The sequence below is a fragment of the Mucilaginibacter kameinonensis genome, assembly GCF_003675385.1.
Lineage (GTDB): Bacteria > Bacteroidota > Bacteroidia > Sphingobacteriales > Sphingobacteriaceae > Mucilaginibacter > Mucilaginibacter kameinonensis.
In genome coordinates, this window is the sequence record NZ_RCWZ01000003.1 from 486428 (window position 1) to 503854 (window position 17427).

The window sequence follows — 17427 nt, forward strand, 5'->3', positions numbered from 1 at the left end:
TTTAGCGTTTTTTAGTCATATCGATAACATCTGCAAGGCGACTGGCCGGCGTAACTTTCAGATTGGTAAGTTTCCCGTCGACGACCTTACCCTCAACAGTAGTTTTGTAAGGCGCATTCAATTTAAAATCGGCGTTCCAACCGGTGGGCCAGGCTGGCAGCAGCATGATCTTTTTGCCTTCAACCTGCATCAGCATTAATTGCAGGCCATTCTCGCCATTACCGCCGTTGTCTTCGTCGGGCATGTAATCGTTACCCTTATCCCAAAATGCCGGAAATTTCAGGCCCGCATCTTTTCGGGTTAGGGCGAAGCTGGTATAGTCCTTAGCTACTTCGGCATCACCAATCATAGCCGCCTGTATCGGATCCTGTACCCAGCAGCCTTTAGCGCGTTGTTTACGGGCGTTGAAAGTATTAACAGCCATGTCCAAACCGGGCTTGCCCAAACCATACAGCCTGAATGGATATATGGTATATAATTCGGGATTTTCACTATTGAAAGATTTGGCCGTTTGCGGACCTGTATACGGCAACAATACCGTTTTGCCATCGTGATCGGCAGTTGGTAAAGGCGGCAATTCGTCGTAGAATTTACGCCAGTGTTGTTTTGTCTGCTCATCCACAATGGTCGACGGCAGCGCTATCATCCTGCTTAGTACGGCATGTAATCCGGCAATATCCGGCGCGGGGTTATGAACCTTCCAAAACATTTCTATCGAGTTATCAGGATCAAGCAACAGCTTACCTGTACTATCCCGCTTAAAATGTTCATCAAAAAACTGTAACCCGGCCTTTGCAACCGGTAACAGCGTTTTTTTGGCAAAACCGGTATCGCCGGTATATTCGTAGTAATCAAGCATCATCATGCTTAATTCCAGTATAGGGGTAAAATAATGATTGGTGTAATTGGCCTTCACTTCGGGGCCCATATAGTTTAAACCACCCCAAAAAGGCGCGGTTTCGGCGAAGTAAGCACCGCCATGTTTGTAAAACTCGTTAACCTGCTTGGCATTGGCGGGCAAAATATTGGCATACATCCTGAACAGCGGCAGCATCATGTCAAAGTCGCCGGCCATAAGGCGTGGCCAGTACATTGGCCGGGTATTTTGAAACCAGTATTGTCCGCCCCAGGCCCGGTAATCGGCGTTGGCATTTTTCGCCTGATTATCTATTACGAAAATGGAGCCATTGAATTTAATGGGATAAACGCCCCTTCCCGCACAAGCGGTCACAAAGCGTTGCAGGATATATCCCTGTGTAACTTTTTCAGCCAGTTCATCGCCGGTTACAAATACATTGCTCCGGTTCCAAAACTGCTGCCACCATTTTTGATGCGCCAAACGGGTTTGCTCGAGGTTTAACTGATCAACAGCGTTTACTTTGGATTCAAGTTTACCAAGCCATTGCTTACCGCTCCCGGCAACCGCCGTTAAAGGATAAATAGAAATTACCTGCGATGTTACTTTACCCGACTTTAAGGTAACATCATCCTGGTTGGAAAGGCCTGCTCCCTTAATTATTGCGCCAAAAGTAAGATTAGCTAAATGCGGATCGGTGTTGGGAGAATTGTGATGATACCAGGCTATCCGGTTCTTTTGTCCGCTAATCACGGTATCTGTTTTACCTGCGCGCCAGTTCTCCAGCTTTACATTAACAGTAGCAGCGGCAGCGCTTTTAGTTTCTATCCGGATAACCGGATGATTGGCATCAACCCAGATCCTGTATTGAACGGATGATTTTCCCTCACCGGCCTGCGCCCAGATCTCGCCGTTACGGAGCTTTAAGATCTGTTTAAACGGCGCGTTGTTTTTTAAAGGATCAGGATTTACCGATACCCGTACGGCACCCAGTTTCATTAATACCCCACCCTGCTTCATCCAATCATCTTTTTCGGCATCAAGCTCGCCGCCCCAGGCATCGGTTTTACTGATATAAAAAACCAGGTCGCCATTTTTTTCAAACCATACGTTGAGGCCTATATCTCCATTACCTAATGGCATTGACTGTGCCGATGTTGGGCCGGGCTCATCCCACTCAACATTGTAATGATCCAATTGCGGGTTAACTGCTGATTGTGCATAGCAAAATGTAGTAAAAGCAATGAAGAGCGTTGTAAGTATCAGCCCAACTTTTTTTGTATTCATAGGTTTATATTAACGGGATATATGTGCCCGTACTTATCGGTTAATTGATGATGCAAATAAATTACTGCAACTTAATAAAAGATTAAAAAAGCATTAACCGTAAAAAATTATTACAATCGATTATTAAACTATCAGACAAACAAATTCCTGTATCTTAGTTAAATGCATATTGAACGCTTTGCACCGGGCGAAATTTTAAAGCCATTTATAAGGCAATACGTGTTTGTTGAAACAACCGGCAACGTTATCAACCGCATTTTGCCGGATACGTCTTTAGTTATGGCGATCAGGTACAGCGGAAATATCAATGATGTAACCGGATTAAACACCAATCAACTTCCCTCCTCACTAATTACAGGGTTAAAGAAATCGCCCCGGTTAATCAACTACGGTTCTGCCACAGGTAACATGCTTATTTTATTTAAAGCAGCCGGGGCAGCAGCATTTTTTAAACAACCCCTTCACGAATTATTTGAGGCGAGTGTGCCGCTCGATAATTTCATTACTCCGGATAAATTAAACTTACTTGAGGAACAACTTGCCGAAGCAGATGGGAACCAACAACGGGCTATTATAGCCGATCAATTCCTAATTCAACAGATCCAAAACCACAAGCAAGATCAACTAGTTATATCCGCCCTTCAAAAAATTCGTTTGTCAAAGGGGCAGATAAGGATCAGGGAACTCGCTGATGCGCATTATATCAGCCAGGACGCATTTGAAAAACGGTTCAGGCGGGTAGTAGGAACCTCGCCAAAACAGTTTGCCAGTATTATTAAAATCAAATCAATAGTTGATAGCAAGGTACCGGATGCTTCCCTTACCCAGACAGCGTTAGATGCAGGATACTTTGACCAGCCCCATTTTAATAAAGAATTTAAGCTATTTACCGGCTTAAGCCCTGCCGATTTTTTTAAAGTGCCAAGGGCCTGGTAAATCAATGATTTTTTACAAGTATTAAGCCCCAATTGTCCGGATTTTTGAAGAAAAATAAGGATAATCATGAAACAGATATTCATCGATCAATTTATTGTTCCGGCAACAGCACAGCATGAATTTAAGGAACGGATGAAGATTAACCGCGACTTTATAAAAAAACTCGACGGCTTTATTGAGGACAGCGCCTATGAACGTCATGACGAACAGGGCAACCTGATCTGCATCACAACAGCCATCTAGCAAAACGAAGATGTTTTGCAAAAAGCTAAAGAAGCGGTTCAGCAGTTATATCAACAGCAGGATTTTGACATGAAGGCTATGCTTCAAAGGTTAAACATCAGCATGGAAAGGAACACATACCAAGCAATTACTGATTAAGGTTACTCTTCTTTACAGTCAGGGTACCACGCTTAACACCAAAACTGCCCTTCAGGTCGGTTCCTTCAATAATATAGGTATAATCCCCAGGATTATCGGCAGTATAAAAGCTTACCCTGGCTTTACCCTCTTTATCAGTAACGATGTGCGGCGCCCAGTGCACTGTAGAACGGATATCGGTCATATCCGCGGTTGAGGCAGGCTTATATTTAGGAGCATAAAACTGCACAGGCATAGAAAAAGACATGGGACGTAAACATAAGTACCCACAGCTTTCTTAACAAAAGGCCCGCGACCACCGCGTGTTGTTATCTCAATAAAAGCATTTTCGTCTGGCTCTGCCATAGGATTCTTAATGTACCGACGAGTGTAGCTAAAAGTATTTCTCATACTTTTCATCACCTCTATGCCCTTAATTTCTTCCGCATCGTAATAGTCAAGGTATTCTTTAAAATACAAATACGGAGAAAGAGTTTCGGGCTTAAAAAACTCAATATCCATACCATCAATAATCAAATGCAAGGCCATGGTATTTAGCCTATAATAGGATAAACCGGTTTTATCGGTATACAAATTAAAGCCTTTTACATTTTTAGTGATCAGATCGCCAAGTGATGTACGGCCTGCTTTTTGCAATGCTTCCTCATCAATAATCAAATCCGCTTCACCCGGGCCGTTCAGATTTTTGGATTCTTTAATGATGCGTTTATCTTTTACCACCACTTCCTTTAATACATTGCCACCGGTAATTTTAGTCATCTCATCTTTTAAACTCAATTGCTTTTTAACCCTCATCATACTATTCGTATCAATGTTTAGGAACCAGGGCGTTGCGCGGTCGTTCACTGCGGCAAATACGGGTGGTTTAAACTCATCCATCTCGATACCCACATTAAAACTTTTGCCTTTTTTGTTTCGTGCCTGGATAAAAAACACGGCCGTATCTGCCGGAAAAATATCCTTAAATATAAATTCGCCCTGCTTATTGGTCACGGTGTCGGTAACAATCATTGGCTTTTTTGAAAACAAGGTTACTCCCGAATTGGCAACCGGCTTATTAAACATATTGGTTACATGGCCGGTTATTAAAAATTGCTTCTCGGCAGTATAAACGGGCGATGTCGCGGGTGCCCAGAGTTCCTTCCAATCATATCCAACCCAGCCTTGGGTTAAGAGTAACTGATCTAAATGTTGCCATGTTCGCGCGTCTTTTCCGGCTGCATCATAATATCCAGGCTCTTCAATATTACCTTTCAAATCGGATGTCAGCAGCATATAACTTTTTATAGTACCGTTAGCAACACTATCCGTTTTTACCTGCGTATTATCTGTTACAGCCATTGAAAAACTTCCCTGCACCGGATTTCCTTTCGCGCCTTTCACCTCGATATCAAGCATTACACTATCACGCTGAACATATGCCGCTTTATCACTTATAACACCAATCTTAAGATTATCATTATGATCAATAAACACCTTCCGTTCATTGAGTAGCTTTTTATCGGCGCCAATCAATAAAAAACGAAGAATACCATTGGGGAACAGATTTTTACCTGTCTGCAACCTAACTCCCCCGTTTTTAAAATGCAATGAAGCCCCGTATGCAACTAAACCATGGGTTTGTCCTAACAGGTAATAAACGTTACCTGCGGCAATAACATCAGGAGTAGCATTCAACAAAACCTCTACCGAATCGGTATTTAAGGGACTATTAACCTGTAATGTAATGCCCGAGCTTTTTACAGCAGGTAAAGCGAATGTCTTAAATGAGCCGTCAGGCAATTTAATTTTTGCCGTATAAATTTCATCCTGTTGCGGTAGCAGGTTAAATACCCCCATGCCTTTGTGTGCAGCGATAAAAGCAGCCATTTCCTGTTGCTTACTGTTATAAATCTTCCCCGAGATATTAACTCCGTAACCATCTTCATTTAGGGCTTTAAAAGCAATCCGCGCAGGCAATCCCGCTACAAGTTCGCCACCTTCGGGCATAAACTGCAGGTCGATATGATCGGGACGATTGAGGATCAGCGGCATTACCAGCCGCCGGTTATCTTCTCCTTTCCGGAGGTCCTGCATTGTTATCGATAAATTTGCAGCGTTGGCTTTTTCGGGCAGATCAAAATTCGCGGCGATAATGCCGTCAAGATCTGTGCTGACGTTGTTTTTAAGCAAAGTCCGTTTGCCGTCTGTTAAACGCAGCTGCATTTCACGAACGCCAACAGGAAAAGTGTCAAATTTAGTAACGCGTAAATTGAGCTGCACTTTTTCCTTATCGGCACTTTTTTGTGTTGATGCCTTATAGTTTACCAGCCAGGCGTTACCGACGGCATTACCTATGTAAAAATGCTTTTTAAAAACGTATGATTCGCCAAAGTTGCGCATCCAGTTAGTATACGCGCGTAAAAAATAGCCGCCCTGCAGTATTTCCTTTTCGCTTAATGCTATATTGCCAAAAGCCAGCCCTCCAAAAAGCGGCATCATAACACGTTTTATAACCCGGTTACTGTCGTTGGCCAATTCAACATATAAAATACCGCTTTTAGCCGCGGCATGCAGGGTTGGTTCTTCAAGTAAATAGCCTTTAAACCATAGCGTATCACCAACTTCGTAGTTAGGCTTATTAGTTTGCAGGTATATTTTTTCGATAGCCTTGCCCCTTGCAAAAGTATCGGCTGTTGACATGACCTTATTGATAAATGCCCTCGGCGACTCCTGGGCAAAAAGCTGCACTGAGCTCAGAAGCCCTAACACAAAGCACAATAAATAGTTAAAAACATGCAGGAAAAGAGACTTTGGCATAGGCAGGGAATAACAGGTTAGGTGATAGAAATAAAATTAAGACTATTTAGGTTACTTTCATAGGCTGATTTTATAATGGATCAGATAACATCGCTATTAGCTATTACAACTTTTATGCTCATTTAAGCGTTACCTAAATTTACTGCCGGTTCCCCCTTTTTGTAATTTAATTTCTGATAGATTTGTGTACGATTATAGTGCTTTATGACAATAACCAACTCCGATTTTAAAATAGATGTAACCTCCGAAATTGGCACGCTTCGCACACTGCTTATTCATAGCCCCGACAGCGGCTTGGGCAAAGTGGTGCCCTCAAAAGCACAGGACTGGCTTTTTGAAGATATAATTCACCTGGACACGGTACGCAGGAACGAGTACGATTACTATGTAAAACTACTGCTCTATTTTCTTGATCCCGAAAAGATAAAAGGTAAACTGCAGCAAATTGATGAAGAAAGCGCTCACCGTTCGTTTTTTAAACCGGATAACGCAGGCTTCCACTCTTCAGATAAGGTTATCGAAATTCAAACCCTATTGGCCGATATTTTACAACAGCCGGATATCCGCAAAAAGCTGGTGGCTTCTGTATGCGCGGTTGAAAGCTGCAACTACCGGTTACAGCAACAGCTTACGGATACCGATCCGGTTGAACTGGCCAAGATCTTTATCTCAGGCTCGTTAACAACCGAGGAAATGATCTTTGCCCCTATTCCTAACCTCATTTTCTCGCGGGATTTGGGGATAGCCGTAAACAACCACATGCTGCTTAACAAACCGGCAAAAAAAGCCCGCTTCCGCGAAACCTTGCTAATGCGGTATATATTTTTCAATCACCCGCTTTTTGAAGCTTACCGTGATAATATTTTAGAGATCCCGGAAACAGCCCAGCATTTTTTACGCCCTGGCGAAGACGCTGAAGGCCGTACTACTTTAGAAGGCGGCGACGTGATGATGGTAAGCCCGGACCATTTGGTGATAGGATGCAGCGAACGTACCTCTGTGAGCGGGGCCAATGAAGCCATCAGGCTGCTTTTTGAACACGATGTGGTAAAAAAGGTAACCATCGTAAAAATCCCGAACAAGCGCGATTACATGCATATCGACACCGTTTTTACGCAAGTTAAACGCGATACTTGGGTACTGCTTCGTTCGCTTGCCATAGCCGAAGCCCCTATTGAAGAAAGAGAACCGATATCATGGTTCGCCGATAAAAAACAGAAAGAGCGGCCGGAAATTGTTCAGTTTGCAAAAGATGAAAAACCAAAACTGTTTAGCTGTATTGAAGACCTGCTTGCAGATATCAGCGAAAACGACCTTAAAAGCGGCGTAAAAACTAAATTCATTTACTCTGGCAATAATACTTTCCCCTTTGACGCCCGCGAGCAGTGGACAGACTCCTGTAATCTGCTGGCACTAAAAGAAGGCGTAGTTGTAGGCTACGATCGTAACGATAAAACAGTAGAAGCATTTAAAGAAGGCGGCTTTGACGTAATCAGGGTAGCCGAATTGATCCAGAAATTTGAGAACAACGAACTGGATCCGCAAAGCCTGACCAATACGTTAATTTTAATGCCTTCGGCCGAACTTTCCCGTGCCCGCGGAGGTTTCCATTGCATGAGCATGCCGATATTAAGGGATAAGGTGCTTTAGCAAGTCATTGAGTCATTTGTCATTAAGTCATTGCCTGGCATGATTTATCGCAATAAAAAATGACTCAATGACCAAATGACATAATGACAAATACATATGAGTCAATCAACATCACATATATTAATGATTCGCCCGGTTAATTTCGGGTTTAATGAAGAAACCGCGTCAAGCAATGCTTTCCAGAACCCCAACGCCGAAAAAAACGGGGTACAGGAAAAAGCATTGACTGAATTTAACAGCATGGTCAATATTTTGCGCCATAACGGAGTGGATGTTACCGTAACAGATGATACGCCACAACCCTACACTCCCGACTCTATATTTCCGAACAACTGGGTATCTTTCCATGATGATGGCGGCATTTTCCTATACCCTATGCAGGCCGAAAACCGGAGGCTTGAACGCAGGGAGGATATCATAACCGATCTGGAAGATAAGTTTAAAGTTGCCCATGTAATTGACCTGAGCCGCTTTGAACATGAGCATCGCTTTTTAGAAGGCACCGGCAGTATGGTGCTTGACAGGGATAATAAAATAGCTTACGCCTGCCTCTCGCCCCGAACGGATAAAGAAGTGCTTAATTATTTTTGTGAGCAGTCTGGTTATCAGTCCGTAAGCTTTGAAGCGGTGGATGAAAAAGGCAAGGCTATCTACCACACTAATGTGCTGATGTGCATTGGTAGCCAATTTGCCGTGATCTGCTTAAACAGTATCCCTAACCCGTACGAAAGGATAACAGTTACCGAATCATTAAGATCATCGCATAAAGAAATTATCGAAATCAGCTTTGAGCAAATGAACCAATTTGCAGGTAATATGCTTGAGGTAAAAAACAAAGCGGGCGAAACGCTGATCGTGATGTCGCAAAATGCATATAACGCATTAAACGATACTCAGCGTTCGACCTTACAGCAATATGGCAAATTGGTTTATGCGGATATTAACACCATAGAAACTAACGGAGGTGGCAGCGCACGCTGTATGATGGCTGAAGTGCATTTACCGGGTATTTAAATTCATCTGTTAACAGCATACAACGCTATCAGATACTTGAAGAGGAAAACAATTACAGCTATAATTACAAGTAATAACAATTGTTTCACTAAATATTTAGGCATGGCTAATCATGATCAATATACAAAGACGACAATTTAGTTATTAAAATACAATTTACAGTCCTTACACATTTTTCACAAAAATTGTATCGATACTGTATAACAACAACTTACGATAATAGCGTATCTTTAATCATACGTTATTAATTAGGATTTTTTATTAAAGAATAAGCCCCTTCGTCAGGGGCCTATTCTTTGATTATCCGGTTAACAACTAACCAGTTTACTCGGTGATGAAATAGGTATAAGCCTGTTTCTGTTTCATTTTTGAGCGTACCCTTTTAAAGCTATCCTCAATATCTTTACGCTCATCTTTTTCAGTCACTTCCATAAAAGCTTCCTGATAATAACCTAAGGCTTTATTCCAGTCTTTTTGCTTTTCGTAAAACAAACCAAGTAAATCAAAAATACGGGCTTTATTTACGCCTGGCGTGGTTAGCGCCTGGGTCGAAATAGTTGAAACCGATTTTTCCATACCCAAAAACACCACCAGATCAAGATAATGCGTGTAATTATCCGGGAACGATGGCTCCAGCTCCATACAGGTTTTAAAATGATAACCTGCGGTTTGGTAATCCTGGATCTTGTAATAATGGATCATGCCTAACTGGTAATGCGCCCTTGCAAAAAATGGCTCATCGGCAATAATCTGGTTTAATATATTAAGGCCTTTTGGCGTTTCGCCGAACGAAAGTTCGTCGACAGCCTGCAGGTACTTTTCTTCAATTGAATAATAATTGTCCATATAAAATTTCAAATTCAGTTAAGCTTACAATTAAGTAATGCTTAATGTTATACTAACTAATAGTGGTAAATGTAGGATCGGTTTGGGTACTTCGAAACCGCTATACCGGAGTTGAGAAGAGAATTATCGATGCAAAACTCTTCTGCCGCGGCACCAAGGGCCACATTACAATTGAGCAGAATGATTTATTATATAACATCGGTTTGTACTTTATATGTGCAAACCTACAATTATTGAATGAGAAAAGCAAGAAATGAGGCTCATGCACAAAGTCAATTGCACTGTGCATGAGGTTTATGGCCTTTTCATGACCAGGAAAAGTACGGGCAAAAAAATAGCAGCTTGTTATTAAGCTGCTATTGAATTTTGTTTAACGGCCTCTATCAGGAAGTTATTTTTTAACTCTTTTTCAGATATCATTACACTGAAATCATCAAACTTAACACCGTGTTCAAGCGGATAAAGTACATAGCCGCGTTTAAGGGCATCATATGTACCAAGTTCAAATACTTCGTCGTGTTTTTTTCCTTTTATTTTCGCGCCGCTCACTAACTGGTAAGCGTCGAATATGGTTTCAAAATTATTGTTTTTCATGGTACACATGCATGTACAATTACTCTGCCAATTTTTAAGCAAACCAGTCAAACAAGTCGTTTTGCTTTAAAGATGTTTTATCTTTTCCTGATAAATCATTTATAATCAACCCTTCGCCCATTTGTATTATTCGTGTACCATAATTGAAAGCGTCCTTTAAATTGTGCGTAATGAATACAGCAGTCAACTTAAATTCCTTAATCAGTGTATCAGCTGTCCGCATCACCACGTCGGCCGAACGGGGATCGAGTGCTGCGGTAGGTTCGTCGAGCAGTAAAACTTTACAACTATCCATAACGCTCATCAACAAGGTAAGCGCCTGCCGCTGTCCACCTGACAGTGTGCCCATAGGCTGCTCAATCTTATCCTGAAGACCCATGCCAAGGCTGGCTACCTTTTCCTGAACCTGTTTTTTAAAGGCATCATTTACGCCAACGGATAAACCTTTGGTTTGGGTGCGAAGTGACGCAAGACGAAAATTATCTAAAATACTAAGATCGGGCGCGGTACCACTTAAGGGATTTTGGAATACCCTTGCAATCCACTGGCTGCGTTTATAATCGGGCAGTTTTGTTACATCTGTACTATCAATACTGATGTTTCCTTTATCAGGTAAAATGCTACCTGCAATTAGGTTAAGCATGGTAGTTTTACCCGAGCCGTTTGAGCCTACTACCACCAAAAACTCGCCGTCTTTTATTTCTAAAGTAAGGCCATTAACCGCAATTACCTGGTTGGCTTTACCCTTGTTGAATATTTTATGTACGTCGGCTATCGTTATCATGATGATTTTAATAAGGATAAACGTGGCAGACTTACAATTACCAGCACAAAACCGGCAGTAACTATTTTAAGCAATTTAGGATCTACACCTACTGATAGCGTAAATGCCAGTACCAGTTGAAATATCACCGCGCCCGCCAAAACCAATACCAGGCTTAACCATACCGAAGTGAGTTTAAACCAGTTGATCAATGTTTCGGCAATGATTACCGAACCCAGGCCAACTATCACAATACCTATCCCCATGCTGATATCTGCGAAGCCTTGAAACTGGGCCACCAGGTAACCGCTCAAAGCGGTAAGTGCGTTAGCCAAAGCCAGGCCCGTGATCTTCATCCTGTCGGTATTTACCCCTAACGAGCGAATCATAGATTCGCTATTGCCTGTGGCACGCATAGCAATACCAAAATCGGTTTTAAGCAGGTACCCTATCAGGAACGTGATTAATACCACAAAAATAGCCAGGATTAAAAATGTATTTTGATTAGGATCACTTACCACGTTGAGTATCGTGAACAACGATGGCAAATTGATGAGCGGCAAATTCGAGCGGCCCATAATAGTAAGATTAACCGAATACAATGCCGTCATGACCAGGATCCCGGCCAGCAACGCGTTGATCTTTAATTTGGTATGAATAATACCTGTAAGCGCCCCAGCCGTAGCCCCGGCCAAAATCACAGCCGGCAAAATAATATATGTTGGCTGATGATTGGTTAATAATACCGCCGTAACTACCCCACCCAGTGTATAACTGCCATCGGTGGTGATATCAGGAATATTAAAGATCTTCATGGATATATAAATCCCCAGCGCTATGGCCGAAAAGCACAGGCCCTGTAGTAAAGCGGTAAGGTAAAAATCCATTTATTTTACTGGCTCAAAATTAGGCGGAATGGTGATATTGTATTTTTTTGCCGCCGCAGGGTTATATACCCTCTTCCTGATTTTCACCATTTCTGGCTGTAAACCATCTGTTTTATGGGTTTTAAGATACAGGGCAGCCTGTTCACCAGCCTGGTATCCCCACTGATAGATATCAGCACCAAAAGCAGCTACAGCGCCGCGTTGCACCAAACCAGCTTCGCTGGTAAAAATGGGGATGTTTTTTTGATTGCAATTTTTCAGGATAGTTTCAAAAGACGCGAAAACAGTATTATCCGGATTAGCGAAAAAGGCATCAATGTTTTTGCTTAACAGCGATTGTGTTACCAGCTGCGCATCCGCGGAGGTGTTTAACGGAAGCGCAACAATATCAACATTTAAACCTGCTGCTAATGTTTTGATACGGCTTAAAGCATCGGCCGATTGAGGCTCCGATTGGTTATAGATCATCCCAATAACAAGCTTTGAACCTTTAGGTTTAAGCAGTTTAGGAATAATGCTGAAGGAAGTGTCGATATAATTAAGATCTTCAACTGTGCCAAAAAGGTTCTGCGGAGCTTTACCGTTTGCGTCAACTACCTTCATACGTTCGGCAGTTGGAGATACCATGGCAAAAACGGGAATGTTTTTAGTTTTTTGGAGCGCCGTTACGGTTGATAGTGTTGTACAAGTAGCCAATAGGTTAACGCTATCGGTAACAAAGTGATTAACAATTTGAGTAAGCGTTGGGATATCGCCCTGGGCATTACTGTATTCAATCTGCACGGTCTTTTTTTCTTCACTGAAGCCATTCTTAGCCAACGCGTCAGTAAAACCTTTACGGGCTTGAGAGATAGTGGCATCTTCAAAGGCATCAACAAAACCAACTACAGGCACCTGCATTGATTTGGTTTTAGGCTTACACGATACCAGCGAAATGAAAACTAAGACTATGGGCAGATATTTGATAAACTTCATATTACTAAATTAAATTTTTAGCTCTAAAGCTGAAAGTACAATAGCAAAAGCTACAAATTGTTTTACAATACAATTATAACTATACAGCAAGCCGCGCCGTATTCCCCACAGCAAACTTACCTGCTATCCTGAGCAAACTCAAAAAAATATAAGCTTATAACAGCTCTTTAAGCTCTGCAAAATTACTAATGGTGGCTACCATGCCATCGGGCACAACGCCAAAACCGTAATTGGCAAATATGAAAGGTACCCCGGCTTGTTTAGCGGCGCTATAATCGCCCATGGTATCGCCAACATAAACAGGGGCTTTTAACTGATGATCATTAACCACATCCTTAATATTATCCGCCTTAGGGTTTCCTTTTGTACCAAAACACTGGTGTCCCAGGAAATGGGCATGCAATTGGTTCAGCTCCAGAAACAGTTCGATATACCCGTTTTGGCAGTTGCTTACAATGTAAAGCTTGTAGTTTGCAACAAGGTATTTAAGCGTTTCTTCCAGTTGAGGGTAAAGCTCCCCTCCTTTGGTGTGTAAAATTTCCAGTTCGCTGATGCCGCAAAGCGTTTGAACTTCCTTACGTTGCTCATCGTTAAGCTCGGGGAATAACTTATCAAAAATAGCATCATAGGTCATGCCGGTGATAGAACGTACACGTTCCTGCGTCATTTCCTCTTTAATATAATCAACTTTGCTTATAGCTGCCTGCCATGCAAGGGCTACGTTAGCAGTGCTATCCCAAAGTGTACCGTCAAGGTCAAAAATTATGCTGTCGTATGTGTTTTTAAGCGAGTCATTCATATCGCCGGCAAAAGTAAGATTTTTTACTCCTGCCGACGATCAGATCAATGTTAATTTCTGAAAGAATCAGAACCTGTAATACTTACTGAGCGGTAATCACCCTTATCATGTTATTGAATGTATCTGCAACATAAACTTTCCCAACACCTACAGACATGCCATAAGGAGTTGAAAAACTTGCCTTTGAACCTTCACCATTTGCCAATCCCGAAAAACCGGTACCTGCAACTGTGGTAACCTTTCCAAAAACGTCAACAGCCCTGATAAGGTGGGCAGAATCGCTGACATAAATATTACCCTGGTTATCGGCAGTTAAGCTTATCGGCGTCGTAAAAGTGGCCGTATTACCAGTTCCATCGGTCGATCCCGACGTTCCATTACCGGCCAATGTAGAAACAACGCCATCAGAGGTAATTTTTCGGATCATGTTATTGCCAGAGTCTGTTACATACAAATTACCTGCGTAACCAACTATAATATTTGTAAGCTGTGAAAAACTTGCCGCGGTTCCTGTTCCGTTTGCGGAGCCGCTTACACCCGAGCCTGCAAAAGTAGTTACCACACCTGCTGAGGTTACTTTCCGAATCTTATAAACGTCTGCCACATATAAAATTCCATTAGCATCTACTGCTATTCCGGTTGGAGAGGTAAAACCGGCAGCGGCACCTGTGCCGTCAACCCCGTTTGTGCCTCCTCCAGCTAAAGTGGTAACCGCGCCCGCAGAAGTTATCTTTCTGATCACTTTTCCTGTGCTTTCGGCCACATATAAATTACCGCTTCCGTCAAGCGTTATACTCACTGGATTATTAAAAGTAGCTGCGGTGCCAATCCCATCGGCATCACCTTTTTCACCGCTACCCGCAAAAGTGGTTACTTTACCATCTGAGGTTACTTTACGGATCAGGTTATTGCCAGCATCGGTTACATACATATTACCTGCGGCATCAGTTATCATGCCACTTGGCCGGTTAAATGAGGCAGCAGTCCCGGTACCATCAGCATTGCCTGGATTTATATCACCGGCCAATGTAGTTACAATAACACTCAACGGTTGAGAAACATCATTAGTGTTCTTTTTTGAACATGAACCTGCAACAAGCAATATTAAAACGCACGGCACAACAGCCTTAAAAACAGATATTCTTTTTTGTTTCATAATATAATTTCAGATCGAGGATCTTTTAATTGGTTTTATAGATGTGTGCAGGTGGCCTAATTTAATTAAAATTGAGAAAAGCCAACTTACTTAAATGCGGATAGTTTGAAAGAAAGTTTCCCAATTCATTCAATACTACCTTTCAAAGATGATTACGATGCTAAATGACCGTTTGTAACAGCTTAAAAAAGTTTTATTTTTTTACTGATCTTATAACGTTTTATCAAATTTTATTTCTACATTTAATTATTCACCCATATCTATTAAAAATTGCGTAAAACTACGTACGCAAAACGGTGAAATCCCTGATTACTTTTTATACAGCGTTGGCTATTTTTGGAGTATAATTTGTATCTGACCACTCAGATGCACTTTTTAAACTTATACCTTGCTTATGAAATTATTTTACCATTTTCTTGTTTTGGTTGCGGCATCACTCATTTTAATAGCATGTGCCAATATGTTTGCCTCAACTCCCGAAAAAAGAGTTAACAGACCTGCAGAACGCAGCGGGATCAATTTAGATAAGGATTCGTTATTTAATTCGGGAACAAATACCAGGGCGGCATTTCCCGATTTTCATTATTACAATATTTTAAGCAAATACGCCAATGGCAGCAATGAGACCGGTTATAAAATGCGACCGGTAAACAATTTGTTTGCAGCGGCAAATTATTAGAACCTAAGCCCAATTCAAAGATAATTTAGTTTAATAGTTAGTTAATTAGTTAGGAACAGTTGTAAACAGTCGCTACAGAGATGTACCGACTGTTTTTTTATGATCAGAATTTTGGGAACGAACCCAGGCCAAAAAATATCGCAAACAAAGGAATAGCTAATAAAAAATATGCTTTTGCCAATTGCCTGTCATCGGCGTTACCAGCTACAAATACATTATATAGATCGGCTTTTAGTGATTGAAGTTTTGCTTTCATGATAATAGAATTTAAGTAATTATAAACAGCTTAATTCCAAATACTTATTTAATTTATATAAATCAAGCTTGTTATTATTATGACTGCAGCCGACGGGTTTGGTTTAAAAGAAAATGCCCTTAATTTTTCAACCAAGGGCATCGTTATGTATTTCAGCCAATTATATTATTGGGGTTTATCTTCGCTCATTTCCGGATGGTAGTGTAAACCGGGTGTAAGCCAGTGTAAAAGCATCACCCTTGAATACCTGTAATTAAACGGAGCCAATACCACTGCCACGCCCAAAATAATTGTTACATACAGCCACGGATTAGTACTGCCTGTTAAAACGCTGATGGCAACTGCCAACGTAACCATTTCGGCAACGTTGAGCGCATAGCTTGCAAACATGGCTACATAAAAATAGCCCGGTTCGCGTTCATATACCAAACCACAGTGAGAGCATGTTTTATGCATCTCCTGCCCTTTAAACTCATACATACCGGTAATAAACAAGTCGCCGCGCCTGCACCGCGGACATTTGGCGTTTGCAAAGGCAGACCATGCTGATAATTTATATTTAGGGGTTTCCATATTACTATGATTTATTGTTTAAGGTTTTCTTTCTGAACTCTTCGGGGGTAATGCCCTCTATTTTTTTAAAGAACTTGGTAAAATATGAGTTGTCGCTAAAATTAAGATTAAAGGCTATCTCGCTGATGTTAAGCCTTGGGTTGGTCAATAGCCTTTTGGCTTCAAGCAAGGTACGGTTACGGATCACCTCCCCTGCCGAAAGGCCAAGCACATCTTTACAAACCGCGTTTAAATGATTTGGCGTGATGTAAAGCAATTCGGCATAATCTTTAGGAAGCTTCACATCAACATAGTGCTGCTCAATCAGTTTTTGAAAATTGCGAATGAGGGTTTGATTATAGCCTTGCTTTCCAAAATTATCCCCCTTGCCCTGGCAACGGTTAATCAGGATAAACATCTGCAGCATCAGCAGTTTTACCATATCGCTGCCTAATACAGCTGGCTTTTCAACCTCAGCTACAATCTTTTCAAAAAGAGAAATGATCTCTGGCAGCTGCTCCGCAGGCAAATCAACTACCTCATCTTTAGGGTTACCATTCAAAAAATTGAAATTATCGAAATAACCCGACCGTAATAGAAACGACTGGATAAACGAGCTTGAAAAGTTGATGATATAGCCGTCCACAAAACCTTCAAACTCCCATGAATGTACCTGGCCGGGAACCATAAAATAGATTTGTCCGGGTTTTACGTCGAAGCTTTCAAAATCAATGGTATGTGAGCCTCCGCCATCGGTAAAGAATACCAGGTGATAAAAAGAATGGCGATGCGGAAAGAAAAGATTTTTATGGGCATCCAGATAAGGCGCAAACCTGCTAATCAGGATTTCGTCCTGCTTTATATCATCGGCAAGTGTGCAAATATCAATTGTTGGAATGCTTTGTAACATGACACAAAACTACACACAATAGCTCTGCCCTTAATGGTACTATTTTTATTTTGTATGGTACTATTCAACGATTAGTAGTTTCTGCTG

The 17427-nt window shown here is 41.6% G+C and carries 18 protein-coding genes; 5 read left to right on the forward strand and 13 right to left on the reverse strand.

All coding sequences use genetic code 11. The features are described 5' to 3' along the window. Position 1 precedes the first annotated feature (1 nt). Complete coding sequence (locus EAH55_RS15260) at positions 2-2143, reverse strand: DUF5703 domain-containing protein (protein ID WP_121810423.1); 2142 nt, start codon at positions 2141-2143, stop codon at positions 2-4. A gap of 162 nt (positions 2144-2305) precedes the next feature. Between EAH55_RS15260 and EAH55_RS15265 the strand changes: the two genes are divergently transcribed. Beyond that, on the forward strand, positions 2306-3079 hold the full coding sequence (locus tag EAH55_RS15265) for a helix-turn-helix domain-containing protein (RefSeq protein ID WP_121810424.1): 774 nt from the start codon (positions 2306-2308) through the stop codon (positions 3077-3079). 66 nt (positions 3080-3145) lie between these two features. After that, on the forward strand, positions 3146-3322 hold the full coding sequence (locus EAH55_RS30940) for a hypothetical protein (protein ID WP_162996893.1): 177 nt from the start codon (positions 3146-3148) through the stop codon (positions 3320-3322). A 127-nt stretch (positions 3323-3449) separates the two neighbouring features. Here the strand turns inward: EAH55_RS30940 and EAH55_RS15270 are convergent, their stop codons facing one another. Further along, positions 3450-3644, reverse strand: a complete 195-nt coding sequence (locus EAH55_RS15270; RefSeq protein WP_121810425.1) for a hypothetical protein — start codon at positions 3642-3644, stop codon at positions 3450-3452. Then, positions 3641-6259 carry a carboxypeptidase-like regulatory domain-containing protein gene (locus tag EAH55_RS15275; RefSeq protein WP_121810426.1) on the reverse strand — a complete coding sequence of 873 codons (2619 nt, stop codon included), beginning with the start codon at positions 6257-6259 and terminating at the stop codon, positions 3641-3643. The genes EAH55_RS15270 and EAH55_RS15275 overlap by 4 nt, the downstream gene beginning before the upstream one ends. A 204-nt stretch (positions 6260-6463) precedes the next feature. Between EAH55_RS15275 and EAH55_RS15280 the strand changes: the two genes are divergently transcribed. Both EAH55_RS15280 and ctlX read left to right on the forward strand, forming a co-directional pair. Then, on the forward strand, positions 6464-7909 hold the full coding sequence (locus EAH55_RS15280) for an arginine deiminase family protein (protein WP_114938214.1): 1446 nt from the start codon (positions 6464-6466) through the stop codon (positions 7907-7909). 96 nt (positions 7910-8005) lie between these two features. Further along, complete coding sequence (gene ctlX, locus EAH55_RS15285; protein ID WP_121810427.1) at positions 8006-8923, forward strand: citrulline utilization hydrolase CtlX; 918 nt, start codon at positions 8006-8008, stop codon at positions 8921-8923. A 324-nt stretch (positions 8924-9247) separates the two neighbouring features. On the opposite strand, the gene EAH55_RS15290 is transcribed toward ctlX, so the two are convergent. The 7 genes from EAH55_RS15290 to EAH55_RS15320 all read right to left on the reverse strand — a co-directional run bounded on the left by EAH55_RS15290 (position 9248) and on the right by EAH55_RS15320 (position 14943). Beyond that, positions 9248-9769 (reverse strand): tetratricopeptide repeat protein, encoded by a 522-nt coding sequence (locus EAH55_RS15290; RefSeq protein ID WP_112571653.1) that lies wholly within the window; start codon positions 9767-9769, stop codon positions 9248-9250. A gap of 348 nt (positions 9770-10117) precedes the next feature. Further along, positions 10118-10363 carry a hypothetical protein gene (locus EAH55_RS15295; RefSeq protein WP_121810428.1) on the reverse strand — a complete coding sequence of 82 codons (246 nt, stop codon included), beginning with the start codon at positions 10361-10363 and terminating at the stop codon, positions 10118-10120. A 34-nt stretch (positions 10364-10397) separates the two neighbouring features. Further along, on the reverse strand, positions 10398-11147 hold the full coding sequence (locus EAH55_RS15300) for an ABC transporter ATP-binding protein (protein ID WP_121810429.1): 750 nt from the start codon (positions 11145-11147) through the stop codon (positions 10398-10400). Beyond that, a complete protein-coding gene (locus EAH55_RS15305) occupies positions 11144-12013 on the reverse strand; it encodes an ABC transporter permease (RefSeq protein WP_121810430.1) in 870 nt (289 codons plus the stop codon). Before EAH55_RS15305 ends, EAH55_RS15300 begins: the two co-directional genes overlap by 4 nt. Further along, a complete protein-coding gene (locus EAH55_RS15310; RefSeq protein ID WP_121810431.1) occupies positions 12014-12988 on the reverse strand; it encodes an ABC transporter substrate-binding protein in 975 nt (324 codons plus the stop codon). Positions 12989-13142: 154 nt separating this feature from the next. After that, the gene (locus tag EAH55_RS15315; RefSeq protein ID WP_121810432.1) at positions 13143-13787 is read right to left on the reverse strand and encodes an HAD family hydrolase; all 645 of its coding nucleotides are present in this window, start codon (positions 13785-13787) and stop codon (positions 13143-13145) included. Between the two features lie 82 nt (positions 13788-13869). Next, positions 13870-14943: an NHL repeat-containing protein gene (locus tag EAH55_RS15320; protein WP_121810433.1), complete on the reverse strand. Its 1074-nt coding sequence runs from the start codon at positions 14941-14943 to the stop codon at positions 13870-13872. 394 nt (positions 14944-15337) lie between these two features. On the opposite strand from EAH55_RS15320, the gene EAH55_RS15325 reads away from it, so the two are divergent. Further along, positions 15338-15622 carry a hypothetical protein gene (locus tag EAH55_RS15325; RefSeq protein ID WP_121810434.1) on the forward strand — a complete coding sequence of 95 codons (285 nt, stop codon included), beginning with the start codon at positions 15338-15340 and terminating at the stop codon, positions 15620-15622. 103 nt (positions 15623-15725) lie between these two features. Here EAH55_RS15325 and EAH55_RS30945 read toward each other — a convergent pair whose 3' ends face one another. From EAH55_RS30945 to EAH55_RS15335, 3 genes are all read right to left on the reverse strand, one after another. Continuing rightward, a complete protein-coding gene (locus tag EAH55_RS30945) occupies positions 15726-15878 on the reverse strand; it encodes a hypothetical protein (protein ID WP_158603985.1) in 153 nt (50 codons plus the stop codon). A gap of 165 nt (positions 15879-16043) precedes the next feature. Then, entirely contained in the window at positions 16044-16451 is a 408-nt protein-coding gene (locus EAH55_RS15330) for a DUF983 domain-containing protein (RefSeq protein WP_114938224.1), read from the reverse strand. A gap of 4 nt (positions 16452-16455) precedes the next feature. Beyond that, positions 16456-17340 (reverse strand): AraC family transcriptional regulator, encoded by an 885-nt coding sequence (locus EAH55_RS15335; protein ID WP_112571670.1) that lies wholly within the window; start codon positions 17338-17340, stop codon positions 16456-16458. Positions 17341-17427: the final 87 nt, after the last annotated feature.